The sequence below is a fragment of the Bacillus sp. ISL-41 genome, assembly GCF_018613235.1.
GTDB lineage: Bacteria > Bacillota > Bacilli > Bacillales > Cytobacillaceae > Mesobacillus.
In genome coordinates this window covers 59,953-78,909 of the sequence record NZ_JAGGQP010000017.1, presented here as the reverse complement: position 1 = coordinate 78,909, position 18,957 = coordinate 59,953, and the positions used below count along the sequence as shown (strand labels likewise).

Sequence of the window (18,957 nt, the reverse complement as noted above, 5' to 3'; positions counted from 1 at the left end):
GCATAAGGGTACGTTTAACTCCTAAATGTACCCTTATAGGAAGCAAACACCCTGCATAAGGGTACATCTAGGAACTTGCTTTTCATATTCATTCAGTCTTGAACTAGATTTTCTTTTTAATACCTTCTTTTATAGAGGCCATCATGTCCTCAGACAAGTTAGCAGGCAGTGTTGTATCATCCTCCACAATCCAGGCATTCATCAACTCCAAATCTGACTTTTGAAAAGTGATGATATAATTCTGTTGCTCAATTGTTAATTCAACTGTTACATGTTCCTCACCATAAGATTCGTCATCAATTATGATATTGGTCATTTCGTAAGATTTCATAGACAAACTCCTTTACTTTTTTCTCTTGTTATATTAATCAAAAAGCAATTATTTATCATTGTTTACATAATATTTTTACATTAAACTATACTCAAGATAAAATATGCTAGAAGCCCTCTGGCACGTATCTTTCATTATTCTGTTATAGCCTTTAAAACAGATTTTAAACTACCGTACTTTTATCTGATCTGTTACCGTGGAATGCATAAAAGAGAAATACTTCTTGAGAAGTCTACTTTGGTGTGTAGTAAAAACATTCTACATCTAAAACAAGCCTGTATCTTAGGAAGTTCACTTTATTAACTAAGAAATCCCGACTCTAGTTTACATAAAAATATTATATTAATTAAAGGGATTCTATTTTCGTTTTTACTTGAAACCCTATTTTCCTGTTTCTGTAATGAATCATAAGTAAGCTCATATACTAGATTAATAGTCTTTCCAAAGGAGTAATTTCATGAAAAAATGGAAGAAAGCTTTGATCGTTGTCCTGCTTTCAACTATAGGTCTGCTGGTGGTGCTGGTTGCTGGAGCGGTTATGTATGCTAACTATTATGTGAACGATGAGGATATCCGTGTTTCGGAGAAGCTTTTTCCTAAAGGTGAACCTCAAAGGATCATGGCCGTCTTTGCCCACCCGGATGATGAAATAATGATAGCCGGAACATACCATAAGTTGAATAAAGATAAAGATGTTACCTCTGTCCTCGCTACTTTTACAAGAGGTGAAGCCGGTGGTACTGGCGGACTTGTGCCTAAAGAAAAACTGGCCGAAACACGGACAAAGGAATTAGAGAAATCAGCGGAAATCCTCAATATTGACCATCTTGAAGTCTATGACTATCCTGACAGCGGACTGGCTGATGCGGATCATGAGGACATCAAGAAAACAATTAAGGAATTAATCGATCAATATAAGCCGACAACTGTCATTACCTACGATGATGTAGTCGGTTTGTATGGACTTCCTGACCATGTAGTAATGAGCAAATTGACAAAAGAAGTCGTTACTGAGGAAATGGAAAAAGAAGATTCTCCTGTGAAGCGGCTTTATTTCGCTACCCTCCCAAAGCCAATGATTGATCTTGCACTCAAGCTCTCACCTACTTTTAAAGAGAGATACCCCCGGGATAAGGGGTTGCCAGAACCAACCATCGCCTTTCCAATGGCGTCCGAAGCATCTGCACGCAAACAAGTACTGCTTGCTCATGAAACACAATGGAAAACCGTAGCAAGCGTGCAGCCATATCATGATAAAGTTCCATCCTGGATTTATTACCGGATCTTCGATAGGGAGTATTATCATTTGGTTAAAACTAAATAAACAGGAGTCTATATTACATGTCATGTTCTTATCCAGAGAATTGTTGAGAAATGTAAGTTTCCTTACGCGCTTAAAAATTTTAAATATCATCCATTCCAAATAGTAAATTATGGTAGAATTAAAGTATTATGTTTAAAGGAGAATTTGAGTGGATGCTATCATAACTGTATTAGGACTGATCCTTCTTACTCTATTTTTCATCTTCCTAAACCAAAATAGAGATGTGGATGAACTGGGGTTACCCCTTAAACTGATAGGATACTATACCCTGGGAATTTTCAATCTTAAAATCAATGGACTCCTGATTCCTCTGGGCTTTATTATTTCACTTTTTATCAAGCCCGCAGCAAACAGAAAAATAAAAAGAATATCCAGTGCAGCCGGACTTCTCGTTATGCTTATAGTCCAATTATTTTAATAACCCAATCAGATTAAGCTGCTCATAATTGGGCAGTTTTTTCTCAAACAATTTTGCTCATACACATCCAACTTTTTCGCTAAAACTTTAAAAACGTAATTTATTACAAAAAGCGTTGATCCCTGATGATGGATCAACGCCAGTTTATTTAAGCGATCGTATATTAAATATCTATTTGATAGAAGACATTTAAATTTGTCAAATAGTTAATTCTGCACTATTTGAATAAGGTTGCCGCATGTATCGTCGAAAACCGCAATTGTAAGTTCGCCCATTTTTGTCGGCTCCATCGTAAACCTTACACCGTTTCCCACTAACCGCTGGTACTCTTTATGTATATCCATAACGCCGAACATTGTTACTGGAATGCCTTCAGCAAATAACTTCTGTTGATACTCTTTAGCAGCTGGATGGTTGTTCGGTTCGAGCAAAAGCTCAGTCCCTTCTTGCTCATCGGGTGAAACAAGCGTAATCCATCTAAATTCTCCTGCGGGAACATCATGTTTTTTTACAAACCCCAGAGTTTCCGAATAAAAATTCAGTGCTTTCTCTTGGTCTTGAACGAATATACTAGTAACAATAATTTTCATAAAGTTTTCGCCTCCATCGATTTACACTTCTACCCTTTAAACCTTATCCCTCAGCTTCTTCCCATCCGCTGTACATTTGCAAAACCTTGCATTTCACTTTTCCAGAAGGTACTGACAACACCGTTTCGTCACCAATTTTTAAGCCTATCAGCTTCTTCGCAACAGGTGTATCATAGAAAATTTTGTTCTCATCTACATTCGACTCGCCATATCCGACAATTTCATATATTTCTTCTTCCGTAAAATCTGAGTACTCAAAAGAGCATTTCACGATCGAGCCAATCTCTACTGCTTCAGTGTTTCTCTCATCAACCTTAATAAATTCAGCTGTCTTATACACATGCTGAATCTCCTGAATGCGTTCAACCAATATACTTTCATCCTGCTCTAATTTATGAAAATTAGGATTAGCAATCTTATCATCCCCGCAAGAATTAAAAGCAATATTTTTATCCATCCTCACTTGCTTCAGCTCTTGTTCCAAATCGGCTATTTGTTTTAGGACCAGCTGCTCTCCCATAGGTGTGATTTTAACAGGCATTTTACTCTCCCCTATATTCAGTGTTAACTCCGACAAATCAAAGGTAATCCCTCTAGCTTTGTTTAAACCTCAACCATTCTAATATACCCTGAAACTCCGTAAAAGAGTAACAATATATTCGTTTGAAATTAACTATACTCTTTTATCACATCAAACCTGCTGATTAGTTCGTAGGGTCCTTTTCTAAACACTTCATATGGGATGTAGTTCGCATCCATCGCGTCTAGAGCCCTGTTTCTAAATTGCTCCCTTGTAATCAATTGTCCAATATTTTCTTTCGTTATTTTTGTAAAAAAGACTTCTGAAGTTTCACCCTCAGCTGTCCTGGTTTCACCAGACTGATACTCACCTCTGAAAACAACAGATGTAACACCAATCGTCAGATTTTGGTAAATGCCTGTTATACCGTGTAAATTCACCTTTATTCCCGTCTCTTCAAATACCTCGCGATGAACTGCCTCTTCCAATGTTTCCCCTTCTTCTACCTGGCCGCCAGGCATTTCCATTGTATCCGACCGGTGAAAATTCCTGACCAGGAGTACATCGCCCTCTTTGTTTGTGATATATCCGCTAACAGACAATATATGTTTTGGCGGATGATAGGAAGCAGTTGAAGTCAAGAAATCTTTGTCTGCTTCTATTTGAACTTCGCCTAACTCCTCCATTGTTGCCTGGTACTCTTCACTATTTTCAATTAAACTATTGACCCTTTCATAATGCTCCATGCTGCTATATTCCCAGATAACCAGAATTTCTTCATTCGTATCATTAACCCAGCGCCCAATTAATTTGGCTCCATTTTTTATATGAATTGGGTAAACATGTGTATGAAACAAATGATTCATTTCATTCAATCTTTCAGGCTGTATTCTATATGTATTTCTTTTAAAAATCATTTTCAGCTCCCCTTCCCTTCCTTTAATTTCCACATTGATGAAGAAAATCCTTCATTTTTTAAAAGTTCGGTACGGTTTTTAGAATATACTTAAGAAACGTCAAAGGATTCGGTTATTCTGATATCTTGCCTATAGGAATAGATCAAAGTCGCACCTACAAAGTAAGTCAACATTCACGCCTCCAAAAAACAAAGCCGCCAAAGTTGGCGGCTCTTATGATTAACTATTATTTTGCTTAACAACTTGTCCTTCAACAGACGCTTTCTTATCGCCGATTGACAGCCAGGTCACGAAGATGAGCATGATCATCGCTCCCATCAGCTGGACGCTTTGGAGCATCGTGTCAAACCATATCACTGAAATGACCATGACGGTTAAAGGCTCAACACTTGATAGAATGCTAGTTTCAACTGCGGTAATATAGTTCATGCTGCCTAAGAATAGCAGAAACGCAAGTGTGCCAAAGAAAATCGAAATTGTCATGATAAAAATCATCTTCGGCTGAGTTACAATAAGCCATTCATTGCTCATCCAAACTCGGTTGATTACTCCCAGAACAATTCCGCCGAACAGCATACTCCAGCCTACAATGGCCAGTACACTCCATTCCTTCATTAAGCGAGCCGGGTACAGTGTATAGAAAGCAAATGTTAGTCCTACCGCGACTCCCCATAGCAAGGCGGCTGGACTGACCAGCAGATTGCTTATGGAACCGTTCGTCAATAACAGGAACAGCCCGGCCAATGTACCGGCGATGCCAAGCATCTGATAGCGCGGCGGCCATTTTTTATGATTATAAGAAACATAGAGTACAACAAAAATTGGAGCGGAGAATTGCAGCAAGGTTGCCACGACAGCATTGCTCGCTTCAATGGCCATCGTAAAAGTGTATTGCAATCCGACCATTCCAAGAATGCTGAATATAATAAGCTGATTCCGCCAGTATGGTGTTTTCACTACTGTAAAAATATCTTCCTTTTTGATTGCCAGGAACATAAGGATACTGCTTCCTGCAATCATCATCCGGATTGATAGTATAAAAGGAACCGATAATTCAGTATTTGCGAGCATCCATTCCATGATCGATCCCGTCATCCCCCAGAGCATGGCTCCAATGACAATCATAAGTATTCCTTTTAAACGTTCCATCGCCAGCGCTCCTATAATTTTTGTCTTTAATATATGTAATTCTATAAGACCGGAATTTTACCTATCTGAAACCGTCTATCTCATTAAATATTATATTACCATAAAAATAACAAAAGCTATTCATAAATAGCCGTCTTAACTAGAGTACTGCACCTTATTTTACCAGTCCATAATCGACAGACATTCTATTAGAACGCCATTACTTTGGGTAAATAGTAAAAAAACAGAAGGTGGTGGATGAATGAATAGTCAGACCCAATTGCAAACTTTAAAACAATATCGAACTGGCAAAATAGTACCTATTGCTGCTCTTGGCATTGCCGGGACACTTTATGCTGTTAAATGGAATCGCCGGCGCAAGACTGCCGCTTCTTCCCACTCAAGGATGCTCCAAAATATTGAGCAGGACTCAAAACATATAAAGCTTGAGTGGAAGGGTACGAACAGGCCTTATCGTGTATATCGAGGCGAGCAACTTGTTTACAAAGGAGTTGAACCACGGCTGGTGGACCAAAACCTTGTACCGGGGACTCTTTACACCTATTGTATTGAAACCCTTGATGACGATGGCGATGTATTGGACAGAATGCGGATCCAAACAACTACTGCAGTGGACTTCAAGGAAAGAGAGAACCTTCTTGAGGATTTGCTCATTACAACGATTGTTACTCCTGGTCAAATCAGTTTCGAATGGGAACCGATCGAGGGTGTTTCAGAGTATAACATTTTCAGGAATGGCGTAAAACTTGAAACGGTAACTTCTTGTGCATTTACGGATAAAGAAATCGATAATGATACGGATCATACTTACAGAATCGAAGCCAGACGGCCATTGCAGCGTTCCGATCAGGTAAAATGGGAGCTGAAATCGGTTATTGCCAATGCGGTGGGGGTAATCAAGAGAGATTCTTCTACTGAAATGGCGGCTGCTGAAGAATTCACCATCACAAAAAGGATTGGGCCAATTAAGGAATTGTTGAAATCCCCGCAGGAAGGAAAAATTAAGCCTGGAAACTGGCAGCTTAGGTACACAACTTTTTTAAAAGAAAAATGGCTTAAAAATCCGAATGCCGCATCACAGGACCAGATTTTTAAAGGCGATCACCGCTCATTCGATCCTGAGTCCTCCAAGTTCAGGACCAGGGGAGAAGTATTTATCGACACTGAAAATCCATCAGCCCTCTTAAGCAAGGCTACCGGCAAAACAGAAGCATTCAGCAATGAACAGGAACCTATAGAAACTGTGAGCGCTTCTGCCGAAGGAATTCAATTGGAGAAGGTGCTTACAGATGACGACAGAGTGAAGGTCCACCTGAACCATTCTGTCAGCAATCCACTCGTTGTGTCCCCTGCCATTGACTATCATGTCTGCGGAACCTTTTATAAGGACAACGAATTCGACTTAGTTGGTATCCATGATCAGGCACCTGAACATGAGATATATCTTAAAGAGCCAGGTACAGACAATTGGCAAATCATCCACCAGGCTCACAGCAAAGGCCTCGAAATGATGGCAGATCCAATGGCCAATCATTACTGGCGCTACTCTACTTTCACTAACTAAAAAAACAGAAAGGCTGCTCGTCAGCTTTTCCGTTTTTACTTTTATAATATCAGATTTTTATAATTTTAACTTCGAGAATTGTCCAGCTCCAGCGCCTAGCCCCTCGAGACGTTTCGGTCCGCCCAATGAAGTCAAAGAGCGACTTCACCGGTCGGCCCTCCAAGGCTTGTCGGGGCTGACCAAGGCGCTTCCGCTTTTCTTATAAAAATCTCTTTCGCACATTAGGCGGCGGCAGCATACAACTGTCCTTTTGTCCGAACCATTTGAATCGGTTTTTGGCAATGAGATCATACACAACATTCCTGATTGGGGGTGGAACGATCATGAACACATAAAGCAGTTTCCATGCCCCGCGCAAATGGCGGCTGATCCGCAGTGCAGCGGACGATTTATAATAAACCTTCCCCTTCTCGATCAGAATCATGCTGTCCACATCATCAGGTACATTATATTTCTGCAGCAATTCCTGTCCGGCATCACTCTGAAGCGATGCGAAACGGAACAGCTCTTTGTCATCACGGTCTAGAATAAATTGGACACTGGCATCACAAAAGTTGCAAACACCATCAAATAAAATCACAGGTTGCATGGATTCTCCTCCTTACTCTACCTACCTCTATATTACCATTTATCCACTTTAGCTAAAATGAAACAAAGGGGCAAACAAAAAAAGCCGGCAGCCGGTTAATTTCAGGCTGCTGGCTCTTGGGCTTTTTTATTACATGATCCCTTTTAACATACCTTTCCAATACATGACAGGAAGGATGTTTTTCTTTAGTACATACATGCTGAAACGTTCTTTCGATTGATCGAATGGGAAGGTTTCAGCTGGTTTATTTTCATACAGAAATTCAGCGAGAACCAGTTTGTTATAGCCGGTAATGAGCGGACAAGAAGTATATCCGTCGTAAGAGTGTCTCAGCGGTTGTTTTTTCATATAGCTTAATAAGTTTCCTGCTGCCACTGGTGCCTGCTTCCTGATTGCCGCGCCAGTTTTAGAGGTTGGGAGGTTCGCACAATCCCCGACCCCGAAAACATTTGGATACTTCCTGGACTGGAGTGTTGACGAATCCACGTCTACCCAGCCGCCAGCATCGGCCAGTTTACTTTTTGCGATGAAATCAGGTGCCGACATTGGCGGGACGACATGAAGCATGCTATAAGGAATTTTTTCTGTATCCCCTGTCCCTGAATTTTCAAAAATGGCTAGTTTATTGACTGAATCCACTTCGATTAAGTTCATTTTATATTTAGTGGTAATCTCTTTTCTTGCGATGACTTTTTCAAGTGTATTTGCGTATTTCTTTACGGCAAATATACTGTCAGATGCTGAAGCGAAAATAATCTGGCTTTTATCTCTGACACCAGTTTTTGTGAAGGCTTCATCTGCGAGGTACATGATTTTCTGGGGTGCACCGCCACATTTGATCGGTGTGTTTGGGTGAGTGAAAATAGCGTTTCCGCCTTTGAAGTTCTTGATGCTTTCCCAGGTAGAATCCACATAATCGTACGAATAATTGCTGCAGACACCATCCTTGCCAATCGCTTTTTTTAACCCTTTGATTTTGTCCCAGTTGATCTGGATCCCTGCCGCCATAACGAGATAGTTATAATGAATTTCCAAACCCTTTCCTGCAGTGAGAGAGTTTGAATCAGGATCAATTGATGTAACGGCTTCCTGAATCAGGTCCACTCCATCTGGAATGAGTGACTGCTGATCTCTTTCTGTTACTTCCTTTTTAACCTCCCCAGCGCCTGCGAGGGTCCACAGCGGCTGATAATAATGCTTTTTCGCAGGGTCCACAATCGCAATCTTCCCTTTTAAATCTGGAGCCCCTTTTACAAGCCGGGACGCTACAGATATACCAGCAGAACCACCACCGACAATGACAACTTCATATTTCACCTCGTACACCATCCCCCATGAATATTTGATTTTACCTATATACCCTTATAGGTATTACTATTACCACTATGAAAATTATAATAAATTTATCTGAATATTTCAATTTATTTTTTAAAAAATTAGACTAACTCTGGGTGGCTGCCCATTTGTCCCGGGACATCTATCCTATTCTCCCTGCTTTGAATATAGTGTAGAAGCTATCGGAGGTGACTGTGATGACTGGCTTGTATACACATGGTTCCTCACCGCTGGGAGAGTTGAAGGATTGGGAAAAGCAGGCACTAGAAAAATTCTTCGCTAAAATGAGTGATAAAGAAAAGCCCTTCCCCTGCATCCCGGCAACGATTGGATTTTCAATGAATCAGCTGCGATATGGATTTGTTGGCAATCCTAAAAGGGAAACAACAATAAACGAACTTGCCAGCTTACTGACAAGCTATTCTAAGCATTCAAGGGAGATAGGAAAGTATACTTCTTTGATCATTTTTTATGAGACAACTGAATCGATGAAGGATGTTCCTGTCAAGGAATATGAACAAATTTTCTGGGAGCATCTTTCGGGGTTAACTGCGTTGGATGAAACTGAGTGGCCAGAAGATATCCCTCAAGATCCGCATAACCCAATCTGGGAATTTTGCTTCAATGGAGAGAAATATTTTATGTATTGTGCAACCCCCGCACACAAAAACCGGAAAAGCAGGCATTTTGACGTGATGATGCTTGCGATTACTCCGCGCTGGGTTCTGCAGGAATTTAATAAATCCCAAGAGTATGCCCAAAGAATTAAGGCTCAAGTGAGAAAAAGGCTAGCGAATTACGATACCATTTCAATTCACCCGGACCTGAACACATACGGAGCTGAGGATAATTTTGAATGGCGACAGTACTTCCTCCGGGATGATGACAGTTCCTTATCAAAATGCCCATACCATAGGGTGCTTAAATTCCTTGGCTTCGATAAATAAAGCGCAGGATGCTTGCTCCTGCGCTTTATTGTACATTCAACTGGGTAATGATTTCATCAGTGGTCATGATTGTGGCAAACTCCTTTTGCAGCGTGGCCAGCTCATGTGCCTGGATTGAATCCGCAGAATGCAGAACTCCCATATGGTCAGTGATTTCAAACGCAGCAATCGCGTCAGACACCAGGAATGTATTGAAACCCAGATTTGCGCTCATTCTTGTTGTTGTAGAGACGCAATGCTGAGTAGATAATCCGGTGATCACCACTGTTTTTATCTGGTTTTGCTTCAAATACGATTCCAGCTCGGTTCCAATGAAGCCGCTGTTCACGTTTTTCGTATAAACAACCTCCCCATCCACCGGTTTGACAACTTCCTTGAATTCAGTACCCAGTGGGTTACGGTGATGCAATGGTGAAGCCGGGTCAAGTGACAGATGCTTCGTATAGATGACGTGACCCTTTCTATTCCGCCATTCTGTTAATAGCCTGGCGATATTTCCTTCCGCCTCATGGTTATTCCGCTTCCCCCAATACGGGTCATCAAACCCCTTCTGGACATCCAAAACAAACAGCGCTGGCAGTTCCATCAAATTCATCCTCATTCCTCCTTATTCTTTGCTCATTTTTTGTTATTCAGCGACTTTTTACTCATAATTGTGATCCTTCATGGAAATTACTTCAAATCTAATTGCTAATCATGGTAAACTCTATGAAGATGTTTTTTACATAGGCGAAAACTTGATGAGGAGGATTTTTGTGAAACGGTATTCGCTGTTTTTCTTGATATTCACGTCACTCGTTCTTTCTGCGTGCAGCAGTGATGAACCGGATGAAGAAGTCGTAGCTGAACAACCGGTTAAGGAAGTCGTTAAAAAGGAAGAAACAAAGCAGAGTAAATCTGAACATTTCAAGAATATAAGTTTAGAGGTTGCAGAGGAAAGCCTGATGGCCTTAGAGCCTGGCTCGATGATGGGCGATCTGGGCTATGAAAAGGACATAGAAGACATTGGTTTCAATACACCTGAATTGGACACTGAGCTAAAAAATAAACTGCCGGCTAAACTCGAGGAACTTGCCAATGGCTCATCTGACTTAGAGACAATTAAAAAGGGGCTTGTTTCCCTGCTAGCCAGTCCTCATTATAAAGAGATTATCGAGAATGCCAAAGCTTATGAACCGCATTTCGAAGAGCCTTTCCTGCCTGACCCGACAAAGTCTGTAAGTGAAGAAGAGGAAACTAAGGCTTCTGACAAAGCGATCATTCTTCTTGATGCAAGCTCAAGCATGCTTCAACAAACAGATGGCCGTGTCAAAATGGAAATCGCGAAAGATGCGGTAAAAAGCTTTGCCAAAACAATCGGCCAGTCCAGCGAGGTTTCACTGATAGTATATGGTCATAAAGGTTCTGATTCAGATGCCGATAAAGGAGCTTCCTGTTCAGGAATTGAAGAAGTATATCCTATGGGCAAATACGAAAAAGAAGTTTTCCACGAAGCAGTCGATTCCTTTGATAGCAAAGGATGGACTCCACTTGCTGGTGCCGTCCAAAAGGCCTCAGAGATGAGCAGCAGCTATGATGGCAATACAACGATTTACATTGTCAGTGACGGAGCCGAAACCTGTGATGGCGATCCCGTTGGGGCCAGCAAGAACCTGGTTGCAAAGAATGCTGAAAGTACGGTGAACATCATAGGGTTCGATGTAAATGGTGAAACAGAGAATCAGTTAAAGGCAGTTGCTGAAGCCGGAAACGGAGAATACTTCAAGGCTGACAACCCTGAGGAATTGAAAAATACAATCCAGTACGAGTGGCTCCCTTCCACCCTCGACCTGGCTTTTGCCTTTACGCTGGCGCCAGACGGATGGGATATGGTTGCAGAATACAAAGTCGCAGAAAAGTACCCTCTTGAGTTATGGACCATCGGAAGAAAGGAAGCACACCGGATCATCGAAGCAGCCGCTATCATGTCTGAGAATGGCTGGATCACCGATGAACAATATTCGGAGTTAAGAGATTGGGGCTTTGAACGAAGTGAATCCATGAAAGAACTCCATTACACCATGAGCAAAACCAATCGCGAAAAAGCAGACACCGAGAGCAAGGAAATCAGGCAAAGAGTCGACGACTGGGTGGAGAAAATGAAAGAACTGAAAAAAGAGCGCGGCGATACATGGTAAAAAAGATGGTCCAAATGTGGGCCATCTTTTTCATTCTGGGATGTTTGCGAATCTGATTGCTGTTTTTCGAATCACCTTTAGGAAGTTAGCGATGAATCAGAAAGATACTATTAAATTTCGGATAGTATGGATATTCACACAGGTCAAATATGCTAAAATCACTATGAGCCCAAAGCGAAGGATGCGAAGTTTTTATGAATGCTGAGCAATTAAAGATAGAACTGACAAAATTAGATTTTCAAAAGCCTGAAACTGTTAAGAGCAAGGATCTTAATCAGCTTATTCAACAGATGGTTGAGCACATCGGTTCAACTGACCCCGTACTAAGGGACAAACTGATTTACACATCATTTTATTATTTAACGAAAGATGGTTATTTGAATCATCAACAAATGACATACTTAATCGAAACCTCCCTTAGCAAAAACCACTTATATAAAGACATTGGTCTGACAGATGATGATTCAGTTTTCACGAGGGCATTTTCTACCCTTGTGATTGCGCTTATTTTAGACAGGGACCGTGAAGAACGATTTCTATCGGAAGAAATGGTTCATAAAGCCATGGAGAGCAGCATTCTTTACTTACAACAAGAAGAAGATACTCGAGGGTACGTCGAGGATAAAGGCTGGGCCCATTCAATAGCGCACGGAGCTGACCTATTGGCAGAGGCTGTTAAGCATCCTATATTTGACTTACGCTTAGCAAGCGAATGCCTTAATACAATAGGCGGTTGCATCCTAAAAGAAACAGCTTATATTGATGAAGAAGATGAGCGGCTAATCTTTGCGGTAATCGCCCTATTAGAAAAAGGGATGGATGAAAATTTGTTAACAGAGTGGATAGCGAATCTATCAAACAAAGTAATGGATATTAAAAATACAGTTGGATATTCCCCTTATTTCTTCCGGATGAACACAAATTTAAATCAATTCATAAAATCGCTTTACTTCCGGCTAATGTTTTTAAACAAAGGGATGAAAACAAGACAGGAGATTGAACGTATTTTAAAATCTCAATTCACAGTCTAAAGAGATTTTTGGCGACTAAAAAGAACGCAAACATGTTTTGCGTTCTTCTTACACTTATAACATTTGTTTCGCCAATGCAATGGTATCTTCCTTAATCTGCTCTTCGGATATATTAGGATTGTTGTAGCCAATATTATAATAGATTCCATCTTTTTCAAACGATAGAGACCCGTTATAATACCCTGCAACCCCCTCTGTGATTTGTACTTCCTCTCCTAGCGACTCGGCGTATTCTACTTTAAAGTTATGGACAGAAATCATAAATATAATGTCATCATCTTTATTTTTTGAAATACTCATAAAATCGACTCTTAACTCTTTCCCGTCGTGCTTGAAATCCTCAATGGTCATTTTCAGCGGCATGGCGTCAAAAGGAAGATCCTTAGGCGGCTTTACTTCAAATGGCAAAGCATCTAAGCCTACTTTCAAGGATGGTACATTATATAGGATTGGTATTCTTTTCAACTGTTCCTCGGTGGCATTCCCGGTTTGTTCTACTTTTTCGAGTTTACTCGTATCGAGAGCACCATTTTGTTTTTGCTCGCAGCCAAAAAGCAATAGTACAAGGATTATAGGAATAAATGATAACTTTTTCATCTGTTCTCCCCCTTTCCATTTAAATACGAAGGAACCTATGAAAAGTTTCAAAATTTATCCAATTTTTCAAAAAACCATACAAATATTATTTCTTATCATTCCAAAGGTTTGCTCCAAATCCAACCGCCAGGACACTGAAAATACTTCCAATCAATATTATAAAAGCAGTCAGTTTTAACTCCTCCTTTTTAACTCACCAATGCTTTGGCCTTTTTAGCGACGCAGGTTTTAGCATTATTTGTTAAATATAGATTAACACATTTGAACTTACAAAAAACAAAAAAACAGGAGAATTCCCTGCTTATCTTGTCACTGCCCCATATACCGCAGCCAGCTCTTCTCCTAAAAACTTTGCCAGCTCAAGCATGCCAAATTTTCCTGCCTTTGCTTCTGCATCTGAATTATAATTCGTATTTGTATTGATATCGTAAGTGTAGATTTCACCTGCCTCGTTTCTGATGAATTCAATTCCGGCAACATGAATATTATTTGCCACTAGTACTCTCTTGTATTTTTCAATAATGGGATCATTAAAGCCTTCAATCACCTGGAATTTAGGCTTTTCTTCAACCTCTTCACCTGCCGGGCAAAACAGGTCTCCAATCTGGCAGGCATCAGCCGGGCACAATTCAAAGCCTCCCGAAGTATCGACTTTCACCGCATAAACAAATTGGCCGCCGACAAACTCGCATCTGGTAATATTGCTCTCTGGGGATTGGATATATTCCTGAATCAGCGTGACACCATCAACCGGTTCTTCGAAAGAAGGTCCATCAACATAGGACTTCAATGCTTCAATCGATTGAAAAAGCTGTACCCCAAGTCCCTTTCCTGCTCGATTGTGCTTAGTTATAAATGATTTCCCTTCAAATTTCATCGCTGCTTCTAATAGCTGTTTTTTACCAACAGCCGCAATCGTTCTCGGAGTCCTTACTCCATGCTTGGCCAGCTCAAGGTATTGCTTGACTTTGCTTACCTCCAGTTCCAGCGCACGGGATCCGTTGTATACCTTTCTGCCGTGGTTCTCCAGCCATGATAGAACCTGGGCTGTATATTCAGGGGCGAAGCGATGGCCTCTTGTGTGAGAGGAAGCGCTCATCCTGCTGTAAAAAATACCTTCTGGCGGTTCCTTCGATAAATCCAGCACCCCTTCGTCCAGATGCCATTCCTCAAAAGGAATCCCAAGCTCCTTCAGCCGCTTTGTTAGGTGGATTGTCCACTCACTATTTTCGTGGATGATATAAACCTTGCTCATTTCTACTCATCTCCTTGATTAGATAATTTATTAAACAGTCAGCTGGCTTCTTTTTGCCTCAACAAGCGGCATTACCTGCTTTGCGAAGCGTTCCATTTCTTCGAGCTGCGGAGAGAATTGCAGTAACAGCAATCCTAAACCGGCATCTTCGTACTGTAAAATCCGCTCGGCGATTTGTTCAGGAGTGCCAACCAAATTAGGGCGTAACCCCCTGTTGGAAACCGAATAATCCTGAAGCTGGATTTGCTGTTCAAGCTGGGATTTGCTTGTGAAATCCTTAAAGCCAGCATAGGCACTTGATTCCTTTACAGTCGTGATCCGTTCCAATTCCGCAAATGCTTCTTCTTCAGTGTCGCGGCAAATGACATAGGCAGCCATTCCGAACACCGACAATGCTGGATTTGACGTAGCAGCTCTGCGGTCTTTCATATCTGTTATTTTCCGTCCAATTTCTTCTACTGTTCCGCCATGCATGACATAGGCATCACATTTTTCAACAATGGTCTGTTTTCCCTTTGGACTTTCCCCGCCAGCATATAGAACTGGATTTGGACGCTGGACTGGTTTCGGGAACAGCTTCGTATCCTTCAGCTGATAAAACTTGCCTTCATAAGAGAAGCTATCTTCACTCCATAGTCCCTTGAGTACATCAATGAACTCCGTAGTCCGCTCATATCTTTCATCATGTTCGGTAAAAATCCCGCCGTACTGACGCGCTTCTTCCTCCCACCAGGCAGAAACAACATTGAGGGTAAATCGCCCGCTGCTGATTTGGTCTATGTTTGCCGCCATCTTTGCTGTGACTGCAGGATTGTGGAAACCTGGCCTTACAGCAGCCATGATCTCGATTTTTTCAGTCATAGAAGCCAAAGCAGCAGCTGTTGTCCAGGCTTCTAGGGAGTTATGCTCAGGGCCTTTAATATCATTCAGATATAATTCGGCAATCAATGTGGTTGAGTAGCCCCACTCTTCTGCTGACTGAATCACCTGCTTTGCATAATCAAAGGTAGGCGGCATGTTTTCATCCTCTACATTCCTTAGCCATCCGCCAAATATAGGCAGCCAAAATCCATACTTCATCACAATCTCTCCTCTGCTCATTTAAACTCAACTTAACCAACCCGATAAGTTGGTTTTACAGGTAAAACATTAGAGACTTAAAAATAAGCCTCCTAAACACAAAAAGCTCCCTTCTTTAAGAAGAGAGCCATAGATTACTCTCTTCTCATCTTTCAGACAAAATTGTCCGCAGGAATTGGCACAGTATTCATTCAGAACCTGTTGCCGAGGTTTCGCAGGGCCTTTCCCTCCACCTCTCTTGATAAGAAGACATCATGTATTAAATTTTAGTTTAATAAAGTGATAATATTCTAAATTCTAACAAAAGTCAATTCGTTTATCGAAATATTTTTATATTTCAACCGGAAACACTGACAGAAATTTATTTACCCGCTGAGATGCCTCTATTAGTCTTTCTGGAGGCTGAACCATAGCGATTCTGACATACCCTTCGCCTTGTTTGCCAAAAGCATCACCAGGAACGACGGCAATCCCTTCTTCATCAATTAGCTTGAAGGCAAAATCGCGGGATTTCCAGCCGTCAGGAATTTTAGCCCATACAAACATCGTTGCCGGAGAATTAGCCACTTCCCAACCGCTGTCCCGAAACCCTGATACTAAAGCATCCCGCCGCGCTTCATACTGCTTGAGCTGACTCTTCAGGAAAGCATAATCAGAAGTAAGTGCTGCAATTGCTGCTTTTTGGATTGGGTAAAAGATTCCGTAATCGATATGTGATTTAAAGGAAGCAAGAATATTGATAACCTGTGAGTTTCCAGCGACGTAGCCTATGCGGCAGCCTGCCATATTGAAAGTTTTTGAGAGTGAATTGAACTCTACACCAACTTCCTTTGCACCCGGTATGGATAAGAAACTGATTTGCGGGTTCCCATCATAAATCAATTCAGAATAAGCGAAATCATGTACGACCAGGATATTATGTACTTTGGCGAATTCGACCACCTGTTCAAAAAAGCTGATATCAGCAAGTGCAGTGACAGGATTTCCAGGATAGCTCAAGATCATCATTTTTGTTTTTTGTAAAATTTCTAGAGGAATCTCATTAAGCTGAGGCAAAAAGTTATTTTCCTCCCGCAAAGGCATAGGATAAATAGTTCCGCCCGCAATGGTAACGCTAGCTTCATAGATTGGATACCCTGGATCTGGAACAAGTACATAATCACCTGGATCAATAATTGCAGTTGCAAGATGTGCAAGTCCATCCTGCGAGCCCATCAGCTGCAGGACTTCGCTTTCTGCTTCCAGTTCAACCGAATAACGCTGATGGTAAAAATATTTTACCGCCTCGTTAAACTCACTAATTCCCTTGAGTGTGTATCCATACTTCCCCGGATCCACCGAATATTTAGCAAGTTCCTCCATGACAAAAGAAGGCGGTCCAAAATCCGGACTCCCAATACTCAGGTCAATCACATCTTTCCCGTTCATCAAGGCCGCCTGTTTACGGTCAACCACTTCCTGAAAGATGCTGGATGTCATTTTTCTAATCTTTTCTGATCCGTAGATGTTCATGGACATTCCCCTTTACTGTTCATTCATTCCTGATGTTTTCGTTGAGGTTGATTCATCTGAATTTTTAAAATATAAATTCGATTATAGCAGTTTCGTTTGCTCAGTTCTAGAAAAAAATAAAAATGAGCTTCTATGCCCACTAACCAGCATCTGATTAAGCTTTTTTTCGGATAATACCAGTTGGCGAGGAGTTAATAGCAGTTTGGTCATTTTTAATACCAGTTGGGATTCTTGGTTAACCCGATATGTGAGACCGTAAAAACCATGTTATAACAATCAAACAAAAAGAGCTGCCCCTGGGCAGCTCTTCACTATGTTCGTGTGATGATTTTATCGATGATCCCATATTCAAGTGCTTCCTGGGCACTCATGAAATAATCCCGGTCTGTATCCTTTTCGATTTTTTCCACTGGCTGGCCAGTTCTCTCGGATATAATCTGATTTACATGATCTCGCAGCTTCAAAATTCTTTTGGCTGAAATTTCGATCTCCGTTGCCTGGCCCCTTGCACCGCCCAGCGGCTGATGAATCATGATTTCACTGTTAGGCAAGGCAAATCGTTTTCCTTTTGTTCCAGCAAGCAGCAGCATGGCTCCAAACGATGCGGCCATTCCAATACAGATTGTGCTGATATCGGGTTTGATGTATTCCATCGTATCAAAAATTGCGAAGCCTGCTGTGGTTGAACCTCCAGGACTATTAATATAGATGGAGATATCCTTTTCAGGATTATCAGCTTCAAGAAATAAAAGCTGAGCAATAACACTGTTTGCCACCTGGTCATTGATTTCATCTCCAAGCATGATGATCCTGTCTTTTAACAGCCGGGAATATATATCGTATGAACGCTCCCCACGGTTGGATTGTTCGATGACATAAGGAATTGTACTCACTTTGGTCCTCCCTTTCCTGCTTAAGCAGCCATTTTGAAAGTAGAGAGAGTTGAACGGGAGTGCAAAGTCATCTCCGGTGAACACGGAGCAAGTGCCGGGATTTGCTGGATATTTTCAAGCAACACAGTCGGATCCTCGGACTGAAGAGATTCGCAAAGCAGGTCTGACAGCAGCTTTTCTTCCTCATCGTTCAGTTCCTGAGCCACTTCACGCAGGCCTTTATCAAGTTCGATCCGCTTCCTTGCCCGGTGGAGTGCTGCTTTTACAGCCATTTCTGTTGTCCCCATCAGTTCAGCAATTTCCCGTGATTGAAAACGAAATGCTTCCTTCAGGATAAAAATCACTGCCTGCTTCGGCGTCAATTTGGACATGACCAACTCGACTGTATCCATTACATTGCCTTGAGTGAAAGATTCGAGTTCTTCCGGGATACCCGTTATCTCGCGGCTGTGCTTCCTGACAGTATCAACCCAATGGTTATAAGCAATTCTTTTCAACAATGCAGAGCTGATCTGGGATGCATCATATTGGCGAATCGCCTTAAGCGACACTTCCTGCACAAGGTCATCTCCATCCCAGCTGTTCTGCGTTAGAAACCTGCAATATCTCTTTAGACTATGATAATGGTCCATTACCCCGGTATCCTCCGCTGTATTCAATCTCCTGAGCTTGTCGATCGACATCCTGTTCACTCCTTTGAACCTCTCTGCCCCTTAAACGGATTTAGG

The 18,957-nt window shown here is 41.4% G+C and carries 20 protein-coding genes and 1 riboswitch; of the genes, 6 read left to right on the top strand and 14 right to left on the bottom strand.

Annotated elements, in window-relative coordinates; all coding sequences use genetic code 11:
* Positions 1–103: 103 nt before the first annotated feature.
* The gene (locus J7I80_RS08510) at positions 104–331 is read right to left on the bottom strand and encodes a hypothetical protein (RefSeq protein WP_214737523.1); all 228 of its coding nucleotides are present in this window, start codon (positions 329–331) and stop codon (positions 104–106) included.
* Positions 332–788: 457 nt separating this feature from the next.
* Here J7I80_RS08510 and J7I80_RS08505 point away from each other — a divergent pair, with 457 nt between their 5' ends.
* Complete coding sequence (locus tag J7I80_RS08505) at positions 789–1,655, top strand: PIG-L deacetylase family protein (protein ID WP_214737521.1); 867 nt, start codon at positions 789–791, stop codon at positions 1,653–1,655.
* Between the two features lie 148 nt (positions 1,656–1,803).
* Positions 1,804–2,073 (top strand): hypothetical protein, encoded by a 270-nt coding sequence (locus J7I80_RS08500; protein WP_214737519.1) that lies wholly within the window; start codon positions 1,804–1,806, stop codon positions 2,071–2,073.
* Positions 2,074–2,279: 206 nt separating this feature from the next.
* On the opposite strand, the gene J7I80_RS08495 is transcribed toward J7I80_RS08500, so the two are convergent.
* The 4 genes from J7I80_RS08495 to J7I80_RS08480 form a co-directional block, all read right to left on the bottom strand.
* Positions 2,280–2,663 (bottom strand): VOC family protein, encoded by a 384-nt coding sequence (locus J7I80_RS08495; RefSeq protein ID WP_214737517.1) that lies wholly within the window; start codon positions 2,661–2,663, stop codon positions 2,280–2,282.
* A 43-nt stretch (positions 2,664–2,706) separates the two neighbouring features.
* Entirely contained in the window at positions 2,707–3,204 is a 498-nt protein-coding gene (locus J7I80_RS08490) for a GreA/GreB family elongation factor (RefSeq protein WP_214737515.1), read from the bottom strand.
* Positions 3,205–3,332: 128 nt separating this feature from the next.
* The gene (locus J7I80_RS08485) at positions 3,333–4,100 is read right to left on the bottom strand and encodes an NUDIX domain-containing protein (RefSeq protein WP_214737514.1); all 768 of its coding nucleotides are present in this window, start codon (positions 4,098–4,100) and stop codon (positions 3,333–3,335) included.
* A 219-nt stretch (positions 4,101–4,319) separates the two neighbouring features.
* Entirely contained in the window at positions 4,320–5,249 is a 930-nt protein-coding gene (locus J7I80_RS08480; RefSeq protein ID WP_214737512.1) for a DMT family transporter, read from the bottom strand.
* Between the two features lie 241 nt (positions 5,250–5,490).
* Between J7I80_RS08480 and J7I80_RS08475 the strand changes: the two genes are divergently transcribed.
* Entirely contained in the window at positions 5,491–6,813 is a 1,323-nt protein-coding gene (locus J7I80_RS08475) for a DUF3238 domain-containing protein (RefSeq protein ID WP_214737510.1), read from the top strand.
* A 199-nt stretch (positions 6,814–7,012) separates the two neighbouring features.
* On the opposite strand, the gene J7I80_RS08470 is transcribed toward J7I80_RS08475, so the two are convergent.
* Positions 7,013–7,402 (bottom strand): thiol-disulfide oxidoreductase DCC family protein, encoded by a 390-nt coding sequence (locus tag J7I80_RS08470; protein WP_214737508.1) that lies wholly within the window; start codon positions 7,400–7,402, stop codon positions 7,013–7,015.
* A gap of 129 nt (positions 7,403–7,531) precedes the next feature.
* Positions 7,532–8,731 (bottom strand): NAD(P)/FAD-dependent oxidoreductase, encoded by a 1,200-nt coding sequence (locus J7I80_RS08465; RefSeq protein ID WP_214737505.1) that lies wholly within the window; start codon positions 8,729–8,731, stop codon positions 7,532–7,534.
* 203 nt (positions 8,732–8,934) lie between these two features.
* Here J7I80_RS08465 and J7I80_RS08460 point away from each other — a divergent pair, with 203 nt between their 5' ends.
* The gene (locus J7I80_RS08460; RefSeq protein ID WP_214737503.1) at positions 8,935–9,684 is read left to right on the top strand and encodes a YqcI/YcgG family protein; all 750 of its coding nucleotides are present in this window, start codon (positions 8,935–8,937) and stop codon (positions 9,682–9,684) included.
* Positions 9,685–9,709: 25 nt separating this feature from the next.
* Here the strand turns inward: J7I80_RS08460 and J7I80_RS08455 are convergent, their stop codons facing one another.
* Positions 9,710–10,279, bottom strand: coding sequence for a cysteine hydrolase family protein (locus J7I80_RS08455; protein WP_483297691.1), 570 nt, complete (start codon positions 10,277–10,279; stop codon positions 9,710–9,712).
* A gap of 160 nt (positions 10,280–10,439) precedes the next feature.
* Between J7I80_RS08455 and J7I80_RS08450 the strand changes: the two genes are divergently transcribed.
* Complete coding sequence (locus J7I80_RS08450) at positions 10,440–11,861, top strand: VWA domain-containing protein (RefSeq protein WP_353050093.1); 1,422 nt, start codon at positions 10,440–10,442, stop codon at positions 11,859–11,861.
* A 194-nt stretch (positions 11,862–12,055) separates the two neighbouring features.
* Entirely contained in the window at positions 12,056–12,892 is an 837-nt protein-coding gene (locus tag J7I80_RS08445; protein WP_214737499.1) for a DUF2785 domain-containing protein, read from the top strand.
* A 54-nt stretch (positions 12,893–12,946) separates the two neighbouring features.
* Here J7I80_RS08445 and J7I80_RS08440 read toward each other — a convergent pair whose 3' ends face one another.
* The 6 genes from J7I80_RS08440 to J7I80_RS08415 all read right to left on the bottom strand — a co-directional run bounded on the left by J7I80_RS08440 (position 12,947) and on the right by J7I80_RS08415 (position 18,912).
* A complete protein-coding gene (locus J7I80_RS08440; protein ID WP_214737497.1) occupies positions 12,947–13,489 on the bottom strand; it encodes a hypothetical protein in 543 nt (180 codons plus the stop codon).
* A gap of 301 nt (positions 13,490–13,790) precedes the next feature.
* A complete protein-coding gene (locus tag J7I80_RS08435) occupies positions 13,791–14,744 on the bottom strand; it encodes an ATP-grasp domain-containing protein (RefSeq protein WP_214737495.1) in 954 nt (317 codons plus the stop codon).
* Between the two features lie 30 nt (positions 14,745–14,774).
* Positions 14,775–15,824 (bottom strand): LLM class flavin-dependent oxidoreductase, encoded by a 1,050-nt coding sequence (locus J7I80_RS08430; RefSeq protein WP_214737493.1) that lies wholly within the window; start codon positions 15,822–15,824, stop codon positions 14,775–14,777.
* Between the two features lie 142 nt (positions 15,825–15,966).
* Positions 15,967–16,072: riboswitch (SAM riboswitch) on the bottom strand.
* Between the two features lie 82 nt (positions 16,073–16,154).
* Entirely contained in the window at positions 16,155–17,336 is a 1,182-nt protein-coding gene (locus J7I80_RS08425) for an LL-diaminopimelate aminotransferase (RefSeq protein ID WP_214737491.1), read from the bottom strand.
* A 311-nt stretch (positions 17,337–17,647) separates the two neighbouring features.
* Positions 17,648–18,229: an ATP-dependent Clp endopeptidase proteolytic subunit ClpP gene (gene clpP / locus J7I80_RS08420; RefSeq protein ID WP_102262435.1), complete on the bottom strand. Its 582-nt coding sequence runs from the start codon at positions 18,227–18,229 to the stop codon at positions 17,648–17,650.
* Between the two features lie 20 nt (positions 18,230–18,249).
* Positions 18,250–18,912 carry a sigma-70 family RNA polymerase sigma factor gene (locus J7I80_RS08415; protein ID WP_214737489.1) on the bottom strand — a complete coding sequence of 221 codons (663 nt, stop codon included), beginning with the start codon at positions 18,910–18,912 and terminating at the stop codon, positions 18,250–18,252.
* Positions 18,913–18,957: the final 45 nt, after the last annotated feature.